This is a genomic window from Clostridium sp. Marseille-Q5894, assembly GCF_946902305.1.
Lineage (GTDB): Bacteria > Bacillota_I > Bacilli_A > Erysipelotrichales > Coprobacillaceae > Thomasclavelia.
The window spans coordinates 201,674-219,945 of record NZ_CAMPPT010000001.1; the positions used below are offsets into that span (position 1 = coordinate 201,674).

At 33.7% G+C, this 18,272-nt stretch carries 19 protein-coding genes; all 19 read left to right on the forward strand.

Features of this window, described 5'->3' with window-relative positions; all coding sequences use genetic code 11:
- The 19 genes from OC535_RS00880 to OC535_RS00970 all read left to right on the forward strand — a co-directional run bounded on the left by OC535_RS00880 (nucleotide 1) and on the right by OC535_RS00970 (nucleotide 17,887).
- Entirely contained in the window at nucleotides 1-204 is a 204-nt protein-coding gene (locus tag OC535_RS00880) for a hypothetical protein (RefSeq protein ID WP_498822948.1), read from the forward strand.
- Nucleotide 205: 1 nt separating this feature from the next.
- Entirely contained in the window at nucleotides 206-466 is a 261-nt protein-coding gene (locus tag OC535_RS00885) for a hypothetical protein (RefSeq protein ID WP_498822949.1), read from the forward strand.
- 157 nt (nucleotides 467-623) lie between these two features.
- Nucleotides 624-1,214: a phage scaffolding protein gene (locus tag OC535_RS00890; RefSeq protein WP_498822950.1), complete on the forward strand. Its 591-nt coding sequence runs from the start codon at nucleotides 624-626 to the stop codon at nucleotides 1,212-1,214.
- Between the two features lie 15 nt (nucleotides 1,215-1,229).
- Complete coding sequence (locus tag OC535_RS00895; RefSeq protein ID WP_498822951.1) at nucleotides 1,230-2,294, forward strand: major capsid protein; 1,065 nt, start codon at nucleotides 1,230-1,232, stop codon at nucleotides 2,292-2,294.
- Between the two features lie 34 nt (nucleotides 2,295-2,328).
- Entirely contained in the window at nucleotides 2,329-2,640 is a 312-nt protein-coding gene (locus OC535_RS00900) for a phage head-tail connector protein (protein ID WP_498822952.1), read from the forward strand.
- The gene (locus tag OC535_RS00905) at nucleotides 2,637-2,942 is read left to right on the forward strand and encodes a hypothetical protein (RefSeq protein ID WP_498822953.1); all 306 of its coding nucleotides are present in this window, start codon (nucleotides 2,637-2,639) and stop codon (nucleotides 2,940-2,942) included. Before OC535_RS00900 ends, OC535_RS00905 begins: the two co-directional genes overlap by 4 nt.
- Complete coding sequence (locus OC535_RS00910) at nucleotides 2,935-3,348, forward strand: HK97 gp10 family phage protein (protein ID WP_498822954.1); 414 nt, start codon at nucleotides 2,935-2,937, stop codon at nucleotides 3,346-3,348. The genes OC535_RS00905 and OC535_RS00910 overlap by 8 nt, the downstream gene beginning before the upstream one ends.
- Nucleotides 3,348-3,710 (forward strand): hypothetical protein, encoded by a 363-nt coding sequence (locus OC535_RS00915; protein WP_498822955.1) that lies wholly within the window; start codon nucleotides 3,348-3,350, stop codon nucleotides 3,708-3,710. Before OC535_RS00910 ends, OC535_RS00915 begins: the two co-directional genes overlap by 1 nt.
- Nucleotides 3,697-4,269 carry a hypothetical protein gene (locus OC535_RS00920; protein WP_498822956.1) on the forward strand — a complete coding sequence of 191 codons (573 nt, stop codon included), beginning with the start codon at nucleotides 3,697-3,699 and terminating at the stop codon, nucleotides 4,267-4,269. Before OC535_RS00915 ends, OC535_RS00920 begins: the two co-directional genes overlap by 14 nt.
- A gap of 1 nt (nucleotide 4,270) precedes the next feature.
- Nucleotides 4,271-4,570, forward strand: a complete 300-nt coding sequence (locus tag OC535_RS00925) for a hypothetical protein (protein ID WP_498822957.1) — start codon at nucleotides 4,271-4,273, stop codon at nucleotides 4,568-4,570.
- A 314-nt stretch (nucleotides 4,571-4,884) separates the two neighbouring features.
- Nucleotides 4,885-7,719, forward strand: a complete 2,835-nt coding sequence (locus OC535_RS00930) for a phage tail tape measure protein (RefSeq protein WP_498822958.1) — start codon at nucleotides 4,885-4,887, stop codon at nucleotides 7,717-7,719.
- Between the two features lie 11 nt (nucleotides 7,720-7,730).
- Entirely contained in the window at nucleotides 7,731-8,387 is a 657-nt protein-coding gene (locus OC535_RS00935) for a phage tail family protein (protein WP_498822959.1), read from the forward strand.
- 8 nt (nucleotides 8,388-8,395) lie between these two features.
- Nucleotides 8,396-10,369, forward strand: a complete 1,974-nt coding sequence (locus tag OC535_RS00940) for a phage tail protein (RefSeq protein WP_498822960.1) — start codon at nucleotides 8,396-8,398, stop codon at nucleotides 10,367-10,369.
- Nucleotides 10,359-12,083, forward strand: a complete 1,725-nt coding sequence (locus tag OC535_RS00945) for a hypothetical protein (protein WP_498822961.1) — start codon at nucleotides 10,359-10,361, stop codon at nucleotides 12,081-12,083. The genes OC535_RS00940 and OC535_RS00945 overlap by 11 nt, the downstream gene beginning before the upstream one ends.
- A gap of 12 nt (nucleotides 12,084-12,095) precedes the next feature.
- Nucleotides 12,096-15,794, forward strand: a complete 3,699-nt coding sequence (locus OC535_RS00950; protein ID WP_498822962.1) for a hypothetical protein — start codon at nucleotides 12,096-12,098, stop codon at nucleotides 15,792-15,794.
- Nucleotides 15,787-16,215 (forward strand): hypothetical protein, encoded by a 429-nt coding sequence (locus tag OC535_RS00955; protein WP_498822963.1) that lies wholly within the window; start codon nucleotides 15,787-15,789, stop codon nucleotides 16,213-16,215. The genes OC535_RS00950 and OC535_RS00955 overlap by 8 nt, the downstream gene beginning before the upstream one ends.
- Before the next feature lie 21 nt (nucleotides 16,216-16,236).
- Nucleotides 16,237-16,686 (forward strand): phage holin family protein, encoded by a 450-nt coding sequence (locus OC535_RS00960; RefSeq protein ID WP_498822964.1) that lies wholly within the window; start codon nucleotides 16,237-16,239, stop codon nucleotides 16,684-16,686.
- A 2-nt stretch (nucleotides 16,687-16,688) separates the two neighbouring features.
- Entirely contained in the window at nucleotides 16,689-16,934 is a 246-nt protein-coding gene (locus OC535_RS00965; protein WP_498822965.1) for a crAss001_48 related protein, read from the forward strand.
- A gap of 14 nt (nucleotides 16,935-16,948) precedes the next feature.
- Nucleotides 16,949-17,887: an N-acetylmuramoyl-L-alanine amidase gene (locus tag OC535_RS00970; protein WP_498822966.1), complete on the forward strand. Its 939-nt coding sequence runs from the start codon at nucleotides 16,949-16,951 to the stop codon at nucleotides 17,885-17,887.
- Nucleotides 17,888-18,272: the final 385 nt, after the last annotated feature.

The window sequence follows — 18,272 nt, forward strand, 5'->3', positions numbered from 1 at the left end:
ATGAAACTGAAAGACTTTTTAAAACTGTCAGATGATGACAAAAGAAAGAATTATCATCACTTATCAGATGAGGATAAAACCGAGTTTAGGTTTTTATATGATATACCTGAAGCGGTTGTTATAGGAACTGTAGATATCAGTGATACCGAGAAAAAGAAATACAAAAATATGCTGTTAAAAAAAATGGAGGGGGATGGTTTTTAATATGTTAATAACCTGTACGATTTGCAATAACGATATCAATACAGCAGATTTGGTATTAAGTGAGAGATTTTTAGAAAAACTGATAAAAGTATTTTATACATGCCCGCATTGTGGAGCTGAATATCATGTTATGTGGCATAATGCTGAAACAAAGGAGCTTCAAAAAAAACTGGATCAAGCTCGAATAAATAATGATACAGTTGCATTTAATCGTATACAGCCGATGTTCAAGAAGAAATTAGATAAGCTCAATAATCGGTAATTAGCACAGTGATGTGCTTTTTATTTTGCCCTGGATAAGGCATATAAACTATCTTAAATTTTCTCGAACATGCAGAGATATAAATACATGTATTCCACAGTCGAGAGAAACTCGACATATAAATAAGAAATGCTGGTGGAATGGAGGAACAATCAATATGGAGTTTTTAAAAAAAATATTTGGTGATAAGCAGTTAACTTATGAGGAACTTTTAAAAGCTATTGAGGCGCACAATAAAGCTGATAAAAACAATCAAATTAAGATTGCTAATCTTGCTGGTGGCGAATACATCAGTAGGGAAAAATATGATGCCAAAGAAAAAGAGCTTGCTAAAGCTGATCAACAGATAGCAACCTTAAATAATACTGTAAAAGACTTTGATGGTGAAAAAAAAGACTTGGATAAAAAACTCAAGGATCTTCAAAAGCAGTATGACACTGATACAAAGACATTAAAGAATGATTTTGCTAAACAGACAGCAATTAATAAATTTTTTAGTGATCATAAATCAAAACATGAAAATTTGATTCGCAAAGAATTTGATTTAGATAAATTGAACGTTGATGAAAATGGAAATGTTTTGGGGTTAGAAGATCAGGGTAAAGCAATTCTTGAATCTTATGCTGATTTATTTGAACCTTCTTTAGGAGGTACATCGCCAGCTAATCCTGATGGTGCAAAAACCCCTCCAAAGGATTTAAGTAAAATGACTTATGAAGATTTTGTAGCATTGGAAGAAAATAAATAGAAAAGGAGATAAACTATGGCAGCATTATTTGATGCAAAACATTTTAATGAAGTTGCATTTGGAAAATATATGAATTCGATTCCAGATGCTAGAAGAAATAAATTATTAGAAAGTGGTGCGATTGTAAGAGATAAGCGATTATCTGATACATTTGCAGGACAAACAACTACCGCTTACGCGGAAATTCCATTTTATGGAAATTTAGAAGGAACACCAGATAATTATGATGGTGCAACAGATATCACTACAGATTCAACAAAAACTTATTTACAAGGATGCTTTACATACGGCAGAGCACATGGCTGGACAGAAAAAGATTTTTCTTATGACATTACTGGTGGAGTTGATTTTATGGCCAATGTCAGAAATAAGATTCTAAAATACTGGAATGATGTTGATCAGGATGTTTTGTTAGCTATCTTAAAAGGTGTGTTTTTAATGACAGGTTCAAAAAATACAGAATTTGTTACTGCCCACACCAATGATATTACTTCTATAGAAGGTGATGGTGTTGTTGATGCAACGACATTAAATAATACAATTCAAAAAGCGTGTGGAGATAACAAGGATGTATTTAAGCTTGCTATCATGCACTCAGCGGTAGCAACAAATTTAGAGAATTTAAAATTATTAGGATATTTAAAATATACAGATGCAAATGGGGTTGAAAGAGATTTAGGTTTAGCAACATGGAACGGACGTATTGTTATAATTGATGATAGTATGCCAACTGAAAATGTAGCTGCTACAACTGGAGAAAACGCATCACCTGCATATACAAAATATACAACTTATATTTTAGGCGAAGCAGCTTTTTCTCTTGAGCCTATGCCGGTAAAAGTTCCATATGAAATGGTCCGTGAGGCTAAAATAAACGGTGGTCAAGATACGCTTATTTCAAGAAAACGTAATGGGGTATCAGTTTATGGCATTTCTTACCTTAAGAAAAATCAAGCGTCTTTATCACCGACAAATGATGAGTTGGCAAAAGGTACTAACTGGGGACTTGTAGCAGATAGCGACGGGGATACGATTGCTCATAAATTGGTGCCTATTGCGAGAATTATTTCAAAAGGATAGTAAACTACTATCCTTTTGTGTTAGGAGAATTATTATGATACGTAAAGAAAAAATTGTAGAAATGATTTATTTAAGACCTAATGCAGAAAATATAGACAGAGAATTACTTTATGACATGGTAGAAGACAGCATTAACGACTTACGTGAAATGCTGCATTACGATGAAAATGAGGATTTGCCATCTTCTTTTTCAAGTACAATTAAAAATTCTGTACTTGCGGCAATAAATAAATTTGGAGCAGAAGGCTTAAATTCACAATCTTTTAGTGGGATTTCTTTTAGTTTTCAAGATAATTTAAGCGAGATAGATTTAAAAAAAATTAAATCTAAAAGGAGATTTCCATGAGATATGTAGATGCGGAAGTTCAAGTGTGCACAAACATTTCTACTTTAACAGGAGAAAAAAAACAAAACTGGATTCTCGAAAAGGAATTAAAGAGGGTAAAACTCTTTGATAATGTACAGTCAGTTAAAATCGTAAATGGAGTTAAATATGAAAAAGCAGATTATATCGCATTAACATTCGATTGCTCAATAACAAAAAAAAATCGTTTAAAAATCGATGATGAAATCTATCAAATTAATGATCAAGCTGTTATGGGAGTAACTAATATGCTCATATTATCGAAGGTATCTACTAATGACTAATAATAAAAATTTCACAAAAAGCATAGATGATGCAGTATTAAAGATAATAGAAACATTAAAGAGCAACATGGAATCTGCGTGTATTGTTCTAGAAGCAGAAGTGAAAAGAGAATGTCCTGTAGACCAGGGAATTCTTAGGGTTTCTATAGTGCATGAAGTTATTTTAGAAAATGAGAGTGTGGTAGGATGTGTAGGATCCAGCCAAGAGGTTGCACCACATGTGCATCAAGGGACTGGGCTTTATGCAAAAGATGGTAATGGTCGAAAGACACCATGGACATATGAAGCAAAAGGTGGAAAATATGATGGGTGGCATACAACAAAAGGTCAAAAACCTAATCCTTTTATGGATAGAGCAAAAAATAAGGCTAAAACACGAATAGAAAATAAATTAGGAGGAAAATGATGTTTGAAATATATTTAAAAAAATATATAGATAAATGTTTAAATGTTAATATAAGACCTTCTTTCGTTACAGAATTGCCGGGGATATGCTACACACATACACCTATTTCGTTTGGATGTATAAGAGAGTCGCAGTATGAAATAAAAATAATTGATACCAATCTTGATAATGCAGTAACACAAAGAGATAAAATATTGGATATATTAGAAACTCCTACAAATAAAACATGGTATAGTAATGAAAACTTGCTCTTTCGTGCTGAACTTGCAGGAGGAGGACAATTATATAATGATAGTATACAGGTATGGGAATTATCACTAATTTTTATTATTAAATGGAGGTTAAATAATGGAAAAAAATAAAGAAGAGATTCTAATGGGTTCAGGGGAACTGTATATGTATGAATTTGACGAAACAGAAATACCCGAAAACTCAGAAATTGAAACAGAAACGCATAATGTAGGGCACTGTAATAGCGGTTTTAGTATAGAATATACACCGGAGCTTTATGATGTAAAAAATCAGTATGGAAAAATTGTAAAGAGGTTTACAATAAGTGAGACTGTGGCCGTTAAGACAGGAATAATCAGCTGGGAGTTAGATAAATTAGCTCTATTATCTACTGCCTCTTTTGAAACAGATAAAACAGCTAAAAGTCGAAAACTTATTTTTGGAGGGCGAAAAGCCTTAAAGAATGTGCTTGTCCGGTTTGTACATGAAAAAGATAACGGCAAAAAAATTAGATTTACCACAATTGCGCAAGGAGGTAATGGATTTGCATTAGAATTTACAAGCGAGAAAGAGTTGACGATTGATGCTCAACTAAGTGCAATCGAAAGAAAAAAAGATTGGTTGGCCGAATTTGAAGAAGAATTAACAGATGCCGAATTTGAAGAATTAACATCAGTGGAAGGAGTTTAATATGAAAACAGTTGATTTAAATGAATATGCAAACAGATACATTGAATTTAAAATCGGCGATAAATTAATTCGTTGTCCAGAATTAACGTATGCTGGTATGAAAAAAATAAATGAATATGAAAATAGTGACAATGCTACTCATGAAGATGAATCAGAAATAATTTTATGGCTATTAAATAGAAATACGACAGGTATAAAATTTACGCAAAAAGATATAGATGTACTTCCAACGGGAGCTATAACAAGAATTTATAAAGAATGTATTATGCTTTCAAGAAGGGCTCTTAACGACCCAAACTAAAAATCCCACTTCCCGACAACAAAAAGATTCGTGATGCGATTATTAACAAATATTTTGTGTCGGATGAGTGGGAAGGTGAGTATACCTTATTAAGTGGAGAATTAAAGGCTATAGCGGATTATACAGGACTTTCAATAAGACAAGTCAATAATTTGCCTCTAAGCCTTTTTCTATTGTTTAAAAAAGATTCTTGGATAGCCAACAATCTTAAATCTCAGCAAGGACGTGATTTTTTAAAGGATCTGCATCGTCTGCAGCGAACTGATGCAGATGTAGATGCAATTCGCAATTTTAATAAGAAGCGGGGTGGTTAGATGGCAAATGGTATAGAACTGGCACCATTATTAACAAAAATAAAAGTGGATACAGCTTCATTTCAGACAGATATGGATAAAATTAAAAATGAGGCTGTAAAAAAAGCTGATGAAGTATCAAAGTCACTTGAGAAAACTGCAAAAGTTGGGGCCAATATGACAAAGGTTGGCAATACTTTAACGAAAGCCGTAACAGTACCTCTTATTGGAGCCGGAACTGCTGCTACTAAAATGGCCATTGATTATGAGAGTTCATTTGCAAAAGTGTCAACTCTTTTGGATAAAAATATTATCGATTATGATAAATATAAAGCTGATATTTTAACAGCTTCTAGCGAATCTAAAGTAGCAGTAGACGAGTTTGCAGAATCTGTATACGGCTCTATTTCTGCGGGAGTGGACCAAACAAAAGCAATTAAATTCACCACGGATGCCATAAAATTAGCAAAAGGCGGATTTACAGATGGGGCTAAAGCCGTAGATGTTATGACAACAGCTATAAATGGATACAGCATGACGGCAGATGATGCGACAAAAATATCAGACATGCTGATTACCACTCAAAATTTAGGGAAAACGACAGTGGATGAGCTTGCTTCCAGTATGGGAGCAGTAATTCCAGTAGCAGCGAGTGTAAATTTTGGCATAGATGAGTTATCGGCATCTTATGCCCAACTAACTAAAAATGGTATCGCAACAGCTGAATCGGGGACGTATTTAAAATCAATGTTGTCTGAATTAGGTAAAAGCGGCTCTATTACGGATCTTACATTAAGAAAACTTACAAAAAAAGGTTTTGCTGATTTGAAAAAGGAAGGTAAATCTACAAGTGAAATTCTAAAAATGTTAGAAGAAGAAGCTAAGAAAAACGGAAAGACACTTAAAGACATGTTCGGCTCTGTAGAAGCGGGATCTGCAGCCTTAGTTTTAGCTAAAGGAAATGGTGAAGAGTACAATGAAATGTTGGCAGCGATGCAGACAAGCGCCGGAGCAACACAGGAAGCCTTTGACAAGATGGATGCAACTCCTGCTGAAAAACTAAAAGGTGCAATAAATGATCTTAAAAACAGTGCCATAAAATTAGGTACTAACATGATTCCTGTTGTTACAACGATTGCAGATAAGATTAATGAACTTGTACAATGGTTTAACAAACTTACACCTGAACAGCAAAAAAACATAGTTAAATGGGCAGTCTTAGCAGCAGCGGCGGGTCCAGTATTAAAGATCACAGGAGGACTTGTAACATCTTATACTAAATTAAAACCTTTGCTATCAGGAATAAATACACTTGCTTCTAAAGGTGTTCCATTGTTAGGAAAATTAGGGTCAAATCTTGCAACATCAGGAGGTCTTATAGGAAAACTTGGAGGATTGCTATCCAGTCTAGGCGGAAGTGGTACTGTGGCAACAGCAGCTCTAACTACAGTAGCAGGAGAGGCTGGAACTTTAGGCACTGCAGCTGCTGGCGCTGCAGGAACTGCAGGGATTGGAGGACTATTAACATCGCTCGGAGGAATAGCTGTTGCTGCAGCACCTTGGGTTGCAGGAGCGGCGGCTATTGGGGGTGCATGCTATGGAATATATAAAGCAGTAACTGCAGATGTTTTACCAGCAGTAGATTTGTACAAAACTTCTACAACAGCAGCGTTTAATGAGGTTACAGGGAAATATGAAATACATACTGTAAAAATCGGGGAAGAGACACAGAAGCAAATTGATGCATATCTAGAACTATCAAATTCTGCTCAGCAGGAAACAATGAATATGTATACAGGACTAACAGCAATCACAGATGAAAATGTTTCAAGTATCACATCAAAAGTAAATGATATGGCAACAAGCATTATCACGGCTGCAAATACACAGCGAGATGAAGTAGTTGGGAAGTATAATGATATGTTTGCAAATACAACTGCAATTACAGAAGAAGAAAAAGCAGAAATTCTAGCAAGTGTTCAAGCTGGTTTTGATCAAAGAGTTGCAAATACAGAAGAAATGAAAAATGAAATTTTGACGATTTATGAACAAATAAAGCAACAGGGTGGAAGTATTACAGCAAATCAACAAGCACGGCTAGATGAGCTTTACAACAACATGAAAACTAATGCTGTGCAGGCTATGAGTCAGAATGAAGCAGAACAAAACGTAATTCTTAATCGCTTAAAAACAAGCCAAGAAACTATAACCGCTGAAATGGTTGGCAACACAATAAAAGAAATGAATAAAGAGTATGAAAAGCAAGTTGAAACCGCGGGAAACAAAAGAGATGAACTTGTTAGGCAGGCAGAAGAGCTAAAGAATCTTGAAGGTGGTAAATACGCAGAAAAAGCACAGCAGATCATAGATGCTGCCAATCAAGAATATGAAGAAACAGTAAAGTCATCACAAAAAATAAAATCAGAAGGGATAGATAAACTAATGAACGCCCACTCTGATTTCGCAGATAAAGTTGATATAACCACTGGTGAAATAATAAGCTGGTGGGATAAGATGTTCGGTACTTGGGATAAATGGCAACCTGAAAATAAAACTGTTACAGTTACTACAAAATATGTTAACCAGCATCTAGATGTTTATGGTGAAATAAGAGAAGGGAGCGATGGTAAACAACATCGCTATCTCGCTTATAACGGGCTGGATTATGTCCCTTATGATGGTTATAATGTAAGATTGCACGAAGGTGAGCGTGTTTTAACTAAAAAAGAAAATCTTGAATATTCTAAAGGTGGACGATCTAATAAAAAAGTGACTATTCAAATTCCATTCAATATAGATGGACGTGAGTTCGCTATCGCAGAAAAAGAATATCTTGCCGAAGAACTTGGATTTTAAGGAGAAAGTATATGTTAATAAATAATAAAAATTTCGGAACTTTAGGAGCAGTATTTATAGGGTTTACCTATACTTCTCCTGAAATATCAAGCAATATTCTTTATAACGGTCTCAATCAAGTTGATATGGGAATGGATGTTAATCCGGCGTTAAGAACGCTTCAACTCGCTTTTGAAAGTGAAACAGCAATGTCCAATTTTATGGCTGAAATTGTAAAACAGTTTACCATATTCGACGAAGAAATTAATCTGTATTATGACTGCATATTGAATGCTACGCCACAAATACAGCATTTGGGAAACTTGAAATATCTTGCCGATTATACAGTGTCCTGTATATGTCATGGTCCATTAAAAACTATAAATGAATTTTTGTTTGATGCTGAAGGAAACACCTATAGTGGATGTATTTATAAGATTACCGCATCTAGAAATATTAATAATTTTAAAATAAATGATTACATAATATCTGAACTTGAAGCGAATAGAACTTTTGTTATCGATGGCATAGATAAACTTGTATATTACCAAGATGAGAGATTGATTTCAAAATTCGATGAAGTTAAGAACTTAATAAAGTTTCCTATAGTTAATCCAGGTGAAAACGAAATTATATTAAGCGATGAAAATGTAGAGTTTGAGTTGCAGTATTATCCAAATTACATGTAGGAGTCAGTATGTTAAAAATATTAAATGAGGGAAAGTACTTTCCAATTATACGAAAAACCAATTTCAGTATTGTGACGAATTACGAAGGAGAGCAAACACTTTCCTTCGATATTTATATAAAAGATGATATGTATAATTTAATTACAGAAGAAACAGAGCTTTGTTTTAGAGATAATAGTTACAAAATAAAGAAAATCAACCAACGACCTAAACTGGCTACGATTGAATGTTTGCTTAATTTAGATGATTGGAAGTCTAATTTTTTTCTTAACTTTCACACAGAGTATAAACTTTTTAGCGAAGTTGTAAATATGATAATTCCAGATGGTTGGACGATTGAAGGAGCTGGCACAATAACTGGTCGAAGAGCAATTACTTTAGAAGGCGTTACAAGCTACGATATATTAATGCAATGTAAAAACACATATAACATTGTATTTGAATATCATATTTTAGATAAAACTATTAAAGTTATAAAACCAGATACATTTCAATCTAGAGGATTATATATAACAGATGAACTCAATCTTAAAGAATTAAATTATAAAGGAGATAGTACAGATTTCATTACGCGTTTATACGCTTTTGGAAAGAAAACAGAAATTACAAATGATGATGGTGAGGTAGTGAATACAGATTATGTGAATTTTGCCTCAATCAATAATGGCAAAAATTACGTTGAAAACTTTGATTATAGCAAAAAAATACTGGTTGGATATTGGCAAGATGATAGATATTTAGATCCACAGGAATTATTAGATGATGCAATAGATAAGCTAAAAATTTTATCTGCTCCAATCAGATCATATAGTTGTAATATAGTAGACTTGTCGAGAACAGTTGAGTCTTATAAATGTTTGGATTTTAAGATGTACGATAAAGTAACGTTGATGGATTCTGTTAGCAAAATTTGCGTTTTGCATCAAATTGTTGAGTATACAGAATATCCAGAAGAACAGCATAAAAATATCGTTGTTTTAAGTACCGAATTTAAGAAGATAACAGGAACAATAGATGACATAAAACAGTCTGTATCTGATATTGATACAGAAATTAAAAGAAGTGAGACGTTTATAAATGAAATAATACGTGATGTAGAAAGTAATACTATGAGAATAAACAATACTTATACCCGTGGCGAAACAGATATAAAATTTGAATCTCTAATTCAACAAAGTAAAGATGATATAAATTTTTCTTTGCAAGAAGTTATAAAAAAAGAAAATGAAAAAGTTGAGGAAAAGCTGGAAAGCATGGTACTTAATCTTGACGGCCTAACTAACACTTTAAGTACAACATCTGGAAACAATCTTATTAGAGATAGTATCGGCTGTTTTAATGATGGTTCTTGGCAAGGAAATTACAGTCTTGATGCAACTGCAGAGACCCGTTCTAGAAACCAGTATGGCTATGCTTTATTATTAAAAAATAATAGCTTAAAGCAACAGGTAAATGTTGCCAACGGTGTATATACTTTGTCTTTTGTTTATAAAAAACTGGTTAATTTAGCTAATGTTAAGCTGCTTATTAATGGAGATGAATTTGTTTTAAGCAATAATGACTATACCGAATTTAAACATACATTTGAAATATCAGATGGTTATATAACGATCGTATTTGAATGTGATACAGATAATGCCTGTCCAATCATAAATCTAATGCTGAATAAAGGTGATGAAAAAATGGAATGGTCACTTAATTCTAATGAAACCTGGTCGGATACAGTCAAGATTGGTCGCGGTGTTCGTATTTCTTCTATTGGTACTGATGTAGAATTTGTGGCCCTTGCAGATATTATTGGTTTCATGAATAAACAGGGCGAATATATAACTACTTTTGATAGTGACGGTATTGTAACAAACACAGCTGTTATCAAGAATAAAGCAACGATTGTTAATTTACTGATTCAGAATATTAATGATCAAACAATAATTAATAGAATCAATCCTAATGAAGTGGAGGTATACGAAAATGGCGAATAGTGGTGTTTTAGGCGGTGGTGGATATCAGGGCAGATATCTGGAATTTGCATGGGCGCTGGTAAGTCAGGATATTGCTACTAATTCATCGGTAATTTACTGGCGGGTAACTGTTGTTGGAGGAACATCATCATATTATTATCACTATAGAGATTATTGTGATGCTTTTGGTGCAGTTCTGGTTAATAATAATAGTCGTACACAACGATATAAAGGTGATTTAGCAAATGGATATCAAACTGTATATCATGATGTAAATGGTAATTTTAATTTTAGTGCACATGTTGTCGCAGCTGTTTATTCAAATACAGTAAACGAAGATGTGACTGGTTCGTGGTCTCTTCCAACAATTCCTAGACAAGCAACTTTAACAAGCATGATTGAAAATTTTACAGATGAAGATGATCCCTGGCTTACTTATAGTAATCCTGGTGGCTTAGGGGTAAAAGCATGGCTTGAAGTCAACCCTAATGGTGATCATATCTGTGAACGTACTTGTTCAAATGGTCGATTAGACTGGAATTTGACAGAAACAGAAAAAAAACTAATTCGTCAAAAATGTACTAAAAATTCACAAACAATTCGTGTTGGAATCTATACAAATATTAATGGGCAATGGGTTAATCCTGACTATCGAGACAGGATAATAACAATTAAAGATCCTGCTCCAAGCCTTCCAAATACAGCCACATTAACTGTAGATAATGGTGATCTGGCAGGTAATGATACAGTAATAAAAGGCTATTCTAAAATAACAGCTAGTTTTGGTTCTGCTATGGCTGTTAAAGAAGCAAGTATTAAAGAATATCGTATTGTATGTGGAGAAAGTGTACAGCGTGCAAGTTCAAATAATTCTTGGACAATTAATAACGCAGCTTCTAATGTAATAATAAATTATGCAGAGGACAGTAGAGGAAATATAGTTTCAAATACTCATACTGTTAAAAATTTTATAGATTATTTTCCACCTTCGATTTTGGAATTAACTGTATCTCGAGAAAAAGGTGGTATAGGTTCTAATGTTATTGTTACATGTAAAGGTACTTTTTGGAATGGCAATTTTGGCAATGTAGATAATGCGCTTTCGATACAGTATTTTTATAAAGTTCAAGGAAGTAGTACATGGACACAAGGAAGCACGAGCATTGATTATAGTGTAAGTGGTAACAGTTTCAGTATTGAAACAGAAATTGCAGGTGACTTAGGAGCTAATGGTTTTGAGGTTGCAAATAACTATGATTTTAAAATTGTTCTTTCAGACAAAATAACGACAGATGTTATGAAACAAACAATACTGCAAAGCGGTATTCCAGCAATATCTATTCACCAAAATGGTGTGGCTTTTGGCGCCTTCTATGATCCTGATGTTGGAGGTGCTTTACAGGTGGAAGGAAAAAGGATACCACCTGTAAAACAGCTGTACATGGTGGCTGGAAGCAAAATAGTTACAGTCCCTGCTGGAAATGATTCAGCTTTGCTTCATACATGGACAGAAATAGTAAATCTTTTTAAAAACGAATACGGTATTACTATTACAGAAAGAACTAAACTTGCGATAACTCTTTCAAATGGAGATAGTCGTGCTAGTGACGTCCATGTTGAGGGATCAACCTGGCTTGGAGACAGCTCAAAAAATTCAGGTGATGTACACGCGGTATTTGATAGAGTTTTTTCTGGTGATATGCGGATAAATTATAGCTATTTTTACGTAGCATAAGGAGGTGAATTAATGTTAATAGCAAAAATAATCCAAGAAAATGTAACAATAGAAATAGAAGAGTTAATGTCTAATTTCCAGTATAGCCAAAACTTGGAGATACAGTTTGTGCGGGACGAAAACTACGCGGACGGTATTCTTACTGGCTGGTACAAAAAGTTCAAGGAGGAAGAAAGACTGCTGGATATTGCAGAGGACGGAACATTTACATTGCCTGCAGATATTTTTACAAAAGCAGGATCTGTGCAGTTTTCTTTTGCGCTAAACTATAGCGACAAAGTAATACACCTTGGCTGGGTTGAATTATACGTAAAAAGAGCTTTTGGTAATACAGTAGATATTTTGCCGGAAGAAGCAGAAACGTGGATAAGTGTAGTTTCCAGTGCTGCCAGAGAAGCAATAAAAAATGATGTGGAATTAGTAAAAGAAAAAGCAACAGAAAGTTCCAACAATGCAAAAAGTGCGTTAGAAAGTGCGAATAATGCTTCGTTATCGGAGCAAAAAGTACTAGAAGCAGAAGAAAAAGCACTGGAATATATGGCCAGTACAGAAAGATTTAAAAATAGTGCTTCCAATTTCGCAGATCAGGCTAATCTTGCCAGAACAGAAGCACAGCAGAGTGCAACTAATGCTAGTAGTAGTGCTTCTAGTGCTCTAACTAATGCTAATAAAGCTAAAGAACATTTAGACAGTGTTAATACAGCGGTTAGTAATTTTAATACCGATTACACCGAAAAAATTAACGAGTTTAATACAAATTACACAACAAAAAAAGAAGCTTTTGATACCACGGTAAACAGCGCAAATACCGCGTTAAATGCAACTATTACAGAAGCTAATACATCTATAAATAGCAAAGTTGCAGAGGCAAGTGCACAAGCTAATATAGCCAAACAAGAAGCAGATAGAGCTACTCTGGCAACAGACGGGAAATTAGACAAGAATCAGGGTACCGACAATGCAGGCAAGGCAATGGTGGTAGACGAAGAAGGAAATATTATTCCTGGCGAAGCTGGCATAAACAATGATGAAGTAAATGCGCTTATCGACAGCGCGATTAAAGAAAAGCTGTACACCCAGGAAGAAGTAGATTATCTTTTACGAGACAAGATGGATAAGCCGTATACGCCTGTTACGCTTACAGATAATACTACAATAGACTGCACTTTAGCCGGAAATTTTAAAATAGATAGTATAGAAGGAAATACAGTGCAGGATGTAGAAGAAAACATTGTTCCTACGCCCGCTAGACCGATTCCAATTATTAGTAAGAAAACATTAGCAAACGGTGATTATGTAGAGCTTCGCAGTTTGAAAGAAAGTGAAAACTTGTTTGATGAAAAATTAGCAATTCATGGATATGTTACTTCTGCCGGTGAAATAGTGTCTAGTAACGAAGGAAAAAGAAATGAAAAATTAAGTGATTTTATTCCTACGAACAATGCAACACAGCTATCTTTTTATATTAATGTTACTCCTTCTGGGAGCGATAACGATAGTGATACTAGAGCATGGTATGGGATTAGTTTTTATGACAGTAATAAAACTTTTATTTCTAGGGTAAGTGATTTTAGTGATTATACAATAGAGAATATTACTGTAACAAACACCATAAATGTTCATGCAAGTGCAAAGTATTTTAGATTTTCGTATAGAGCTTATGAAGATGGTAAAGCTAGTGTCGTACTAGGCGCTAAAACTATTAATTCTTACATTCCTCCCACTGTCCGTGATTACAAAATAGTAGACCATGTGGATAAAAAAGCGTGGATAGAGAGAAATGTACAAGAAGTAAATATTAACAATTTAGTGTATAGCTATGCTGGTGATAATGGAGAAGGAGTCGGAGTAAGATTTTATGCATCTGTTAAGCCGACATTGAAATTCGCTAATGAAATATATTCTAATATTTTTATAAGCTACAGTGCTTATGACTATACAAAAGAAAGTATATATGGCGGTAATAGTGCAGGCGGTAAAACACTTTCTATAATTGTTAAAGAAAGTAATATTTCAGAGCACACACAAGAAGCTTTGTTAAATTATATTAACAATCCTAATGCGATAGCTTATTATTGTTTAGATACTCCTATTATAGAAGAAATAGAATACAATCAAAACGATACTACCGAAGCAGGATACAGCTTTCAGGATACGACATCACCTTCGCCAACCATACCCAGTGAGATTGTAAGCTGTACGCCACGGACTGAAAATTTGTTTGATATTAATTTTGTTGAAAAGTGGAAAAATTATACAGATGGAATGTCTGTAGAAAATGGTGTTGTTAGAATATCTAACGTAGATTGTTATTTAAATCCGCGCAAAACAGTTGTTATCACAATTGATAAAAGCGCAACTTATTGTTTGCGATTTGATTTTAATGTTATAGCAGGCAATGCAGCATATGGTAATATTACTTTGATTAATTATGCAAATGACAATCCTACAGCTTTTGGTAATGGCAGTGCAAAATGGCTAGATGCAGGAAAATATTATTTATTATTTTACCAAGGAATTAAAAATACAGAAGAAAATAATATTGTCGAGTATAGCAATATTATGCTTTTTGAGAATAAAAAAAACTTAACAGAATTTGAACCGTATGGGAAGTATAGCTTAGATATAAAAACCTGCGGGAAGAATTTGCTTAATGCTGGTGTTGCTAGTGGGTACAGGAAAAACTGCACAGTTGAAGTAGAAAACGGGATAATTACAATGACACCGTTAACTGCTGACGCAGATACCTACCTCAATACATTAAATGATAAAGGAAGTCCATACGATAAGAATTGCGGAACTTTGATTGATGTATCAAATGTTAAAAAAGTTACAGTCACTATCTCGAATGAAATTTTTAACAAAAATTACGCTGCACTGTATGATGAAAATCTAACTATAATTATGCTGTATAGTTTCATTGATCAGAATATATTTACTATTGATTTATCTAAATACAATAATGCTAAATACATGACAGTCAGAATAGGAAACGGAGCAATGCCAGCAGGGTCTCATTCTACAACTGTTCAAATAGAGGCTGGTGACACCGCAACTGAATATCAGCCTTATCAGGAAAGTGCGGTTAAACTATTCCTAGATGAGCCGCTTTTATCATCAAGTGATAAATTAATTAGAGATACAATAAATGCTGTTGATGGTAAATTAAATAAAAAGATAATATTTTATAAATTTACTGGAACTGAAACATTTCAACATGACTATGAAGCGCAAAAAGGATATTATGGTAGATTTTTCGTGTTACAAGATATATATATAAATCCTTCGATATTTATTGAGTTGAAATGCAACATATTGCCTTGGGCTAGACAAAGTTGGAATTTAAATCAAGAAGGATTTGCACAAAACGCCAATCAAGTGCATCTTAAATTTTCAAACAAAAGGCTAGGAATATCTGATGATACACCAATCGAGCAAAAGCGTGTTGCTTTCGATAATTATGTAAAAGAATTAAAAACACCTATCATATTTACATTAATATTAAAAGAAGCTGAGATAACACCTTTAGAACCTGAGGTAATTGATAAATTAAAGCAGTTGCGTACTTTCAGTCCAGTAACGTATGTATTTGTAGAAGGGGAGGTTAAGCCAATTTATAATTGCAGGTATCCTAAAGATTTACTTTTGTCTCAGCAAAAATTAGAATCCACGGTATTAACTTTACAAGAGGAGGTAGTAAAAAATGTATAGTGTTATAAAAGATGTAATCACAAAAGGGAGCTACGAATTGGTAGATATTTTAAATAAAATTAATAAATTATGGGTGGAAAATGCACTTACAGAAGAGGAACGGGATGAACTGGTTAATCTAGCAAGAACTAACGCAGTTCCCGACAATTCATACGCAGAAAACACACAGCAGATTGCTAATCTGTGGGAATATTACCAGCAGTTGGACAGTAGGATTACTGTTTTAGAAAATAACAGCAGTGTAGAACCTACAGAACCAGAGGAAGAATGGCCAGAGTACATACAACCTTTAGGTGCTCATGATGCTTATAATGCGGGTGATAAGATAATTTTTAATAGTAAAAAATACATATGTAAAATGGATGGGTGTGTATGGGATCCGCTGGCTTATCCAGGTGCATGGGAATTATTTGAAGAATAAATAAATTAGGAGGAATATAACATGAACAATTTAAATTATATGGACACATACAATGCAATTACAGGAGCAATTATTGCTTTTTTAACCTTTATTTTTGGAGAACATTGGATTTTATTTGCGCTATTTTTGTTATTCAATGTTGTAGATTTTATAACAGGCTGGATGAAATCCCGCTTAAACAAAAAAGAAAATAGCGCTAAGGGGCTTACGGGAGTTTTAAAAAAATTAGGGTACTGGATCATGATCATGATTTCATTTTCAGCGTCAGTATTATTTATTGAAATTGGAAATACTTTAGGAATTGATTTGGGTATCACCACATTATTAGGATGGTTTGTTTTAGCTTCGTTAGCTATTAATGAACTTAGAAGCATTGTAGAAAACCTAGTAGAAGCTGGATATAACATTCCAAATATATTAACAAAAGGGTTAGAAGTAGCCGATAAAATGATTAATCAGGAGGAAAAATAAATATGGAATTAAAAGAAACAGTAGACATGATGAATAATCAAGATTATAAAGAAAGATTTAAAGCTGAATATTATCAATTAAAAATTCGTTATGATGGTCTTAGTAAAATGATTGAAAAATATGAAAATGGAACACTTAATTTTAAACCAAAGTGCAATATTAATTTATTCAAAAAACAAGCCGCACAAATGTTTGCTTATTTGCGAACATTAGAACTAAGAGCAGAAATAGAGAATATTAAACTTTAGGAGGAAATTAAAATATGATTTTTAATGTACATGGAGGACATAATTTTAAAGTGCCTGGTGCGAATAGTGTTCTTGATGAAACAACAGAAGATAGAAAAGTTAAAGATTTAGTTATTTCAAAATTAAAAATATTAGGGCATACGGTTTATGACTGTACAGATGATTTAGGAACATCACAAAGTGCAAATTTAAAAAATATTGTAGCAAAATGCAACGCACATTTAGTGAATATTGATGTTTCAATTCATTTCAATGCAGGGGCAAATGATGTAAGCGGAGATGAAAAAACTACAGGAACAGAAGTTTATTATTATTCTACAAAAGGAAAAGCATATGCTGAAAAGGTGGTCAACGCGATTGCTGAATTAGGGTTCAAAAACAGAGGCGTTAAATCTAGTTCTACATTATATGTATTGAAACATACTAATTCACCAGCAATTTTGATAGAATGTTGTTTTGTAGATGATAAAGATGATGCAAATTTGTATAGTGCAGAAGCAATGGCTAACGCGATTGTTAAAGGGATTACAGGCGTGGACTTGAATATTACCAATAAAATTAAGATCGCATATGCAGGACATGTGCAGGATATCGGCTGGACAAGTGCAGTCATAGATGGTGCAACTTGCGGGACAGTAGGGCAATCTAAACGATTAGAGGCAATTCAAATCGATACAAGATTATCTAATTTAAATATATACGCTAAAGCTCATATCGCTAATGAAGGTTGGCACGATTATGGAAAAATTGACAATAACACAGTAATTGGAACAGTTGGAAAAGCCGAGGCGCTGGAATGTTTGTGTTTAAACTGTACTAATGCAAATGTGGTGTATAGAGTGCATCAGGCTAATATTGGCTGGTCTAGCTGGACTAAAGCAGACGGTATTAGTACCTTGGGAAGCGTAGGGCAGTCTTTGCAGTTAGAAGCAATTGAAATTAAGGTAATCTAGCTATGGAAAAAATTTACCTAAAACATGGCGCCGAGGACATTCAAGGAAATCGATTAAACACTAGATTAGAATATACACTAATTCATATGGGATTAACTCATAGTGTAATAAGTAACGGTTATAAAGATATACATGTAAATAATAAGTATATAAAATTCAAATTCATTATAAAATAAATTAATTTAACTAAAAATAAGTTAAAATTTTATTTAAACACTTGATAAAGTTAAAAAAAAGTAGTATATATTATATGAATAGAAACCTCCTTGCCTAACTTGCAAGTTTTTTGTGTTATCTGTTCGGCGTAAGTCATATAATTTTTATATGAGAGTAGCACTGACCTACTTCCCCTTGGAGTTGTTAACCAAACCTGTGCGGGGGCGCG

What these genes read in the sequence shown, in the direction of transcription:
- OC535_RS00880 (WP_498822948.1), top strand. Translation starts at nt 1, where the DNA reads ATGAAACTGAAAGACTTTTTAAAACTGTCAGATGATGACAAAAGAAAG.
- OC535_RS00885 (WP_498822949.1), top strand. Translation starts at nt 206, where the DNA reads ATGTTAATAACCTGTACGATTTGCAATAACGATATCAATACAGCAGAT.
- OC535_RS00890 (WP_498822950.1), top strand. Translation starts at nt 624, where the DNA reads ATGGAGTTTTTAAAAAAAATATTTGGTGATAAGCAGTTAACTTATGAG.
- OC535_RS00895 (WP_498822951.1), top strand. Translation starts at nt 1,230, where the DNA reads ATGGCAGCATTATTTGATGCAAAACATTTTAATGAAGTTGCATTTGGA.
- OC535_RS00900 (WP_498822952.1), top strand. Translation starts at nt 2,329, where the DNA reads ATGATACGTAAAGAAAAAATTGTAGAAATGATTTATTTAAGACCTAAT.
- OC535_RS00905 (WP_498822953.1), top strand. Translation starts at nt 2,637, where the DNA reads ATGAGATATGTAGATGCGGAAGTTCAAGTGTGCACAAACATTTCTACT.
- OC535_RS00910 (WP_498822954.1), top strand. Translation starts at nt 2,935, where the DNA reads ATGACTAATAATAAAAATTTCACAAAAAGCATAGATGATGCAGTATTA.
- OC535_RS00915 (WP_498822955.1), top strand. Translation starts at nt 3,348, where the DNA reads ATGTTTGAAATATATTTAAAAAAATATATAGATAAATGTTTAAATGTT.
- OC535_RS00920 (WP_498822956.1), top strand. Translation starts at nt 3,697, where the DNA reads ATGGAAAAAAATAAAGAAGAGATTCTAATGGGTTCAGGGGAACTGTAT.
- OC535_RS00925 (WP_498822957.1), top strand. Translation starts at nt 4,271, where the DNA reads ATGAAAACAGTTGATTTAAATGAATATGCAAACAGATACATTGAATTT.
- OC535_RS00930 (WP_498822958.1), top strand. Translation starts at nt 4,885, where the DNA reads ATGGCAAATGGTATAGAACTGGCACCATTATTAACAAAAATAAAAGTG.
- OC535_RS00935 (WP_498822959.1), top strand. Translation starts at nt 7,731, where the DNA reads ATGTTAATAAATAATAAAAATTTCGGAACTTTAGGAGCAGTATTTATA.
- OC535_RS00940 (WP_498822960.1), top strand. Translation starts at nt 8,396, where the DNA reads ATGTTAAAAATATTAAATGAGGGAAAGTACTTTCCAATTATACGAAAA.
- OC535_RS00945 (WP_498822961.1), top strand. Translation starts at nt 10,359, where the DNA reads ATGGCGAATAGTGGTGTTTTAGGCGGTGGTGGATATCAGGGCAGATAT.
- OC535_RS00950 (WP_498822962.1), top strand. Translation starts at nt 12,096, where the DNA reads ATGTTAATAGCAAAAATAATCCAAGAAAATGTAACAATAGAAATAGAA.
- OC535_RS00955 (WP_498822963.1), top strand. Translation starts at nt 15,787, where the DNA reads ATGTATAGTGTTATAAAAGATGTAATCACAAAAGGGAGCTACGAATTG.
- OC535_RS00960 (WP_498822964.1), top strand. Translation starts at nt 16,237, where the DNA reads ATGAACAATTTAAATTATATGGACACATACAATGCAATTACAGGAGCA.
- OC535_RS00965 (WP_498822965.1), top strand. Translation starts at nt 16,689, where the DNA reads ATGGAATTAAAAGAAACAGTAGACATGATGAATAATCAAGATTATAAA.
- OC535_RS00970 (WP_498822966.1), top strand. Translation starts at nt 16,949, where the DNA reads ATGATTTTTAATGTACATGGAGGACATAATTTTAAAGTGCCTGGTGCG.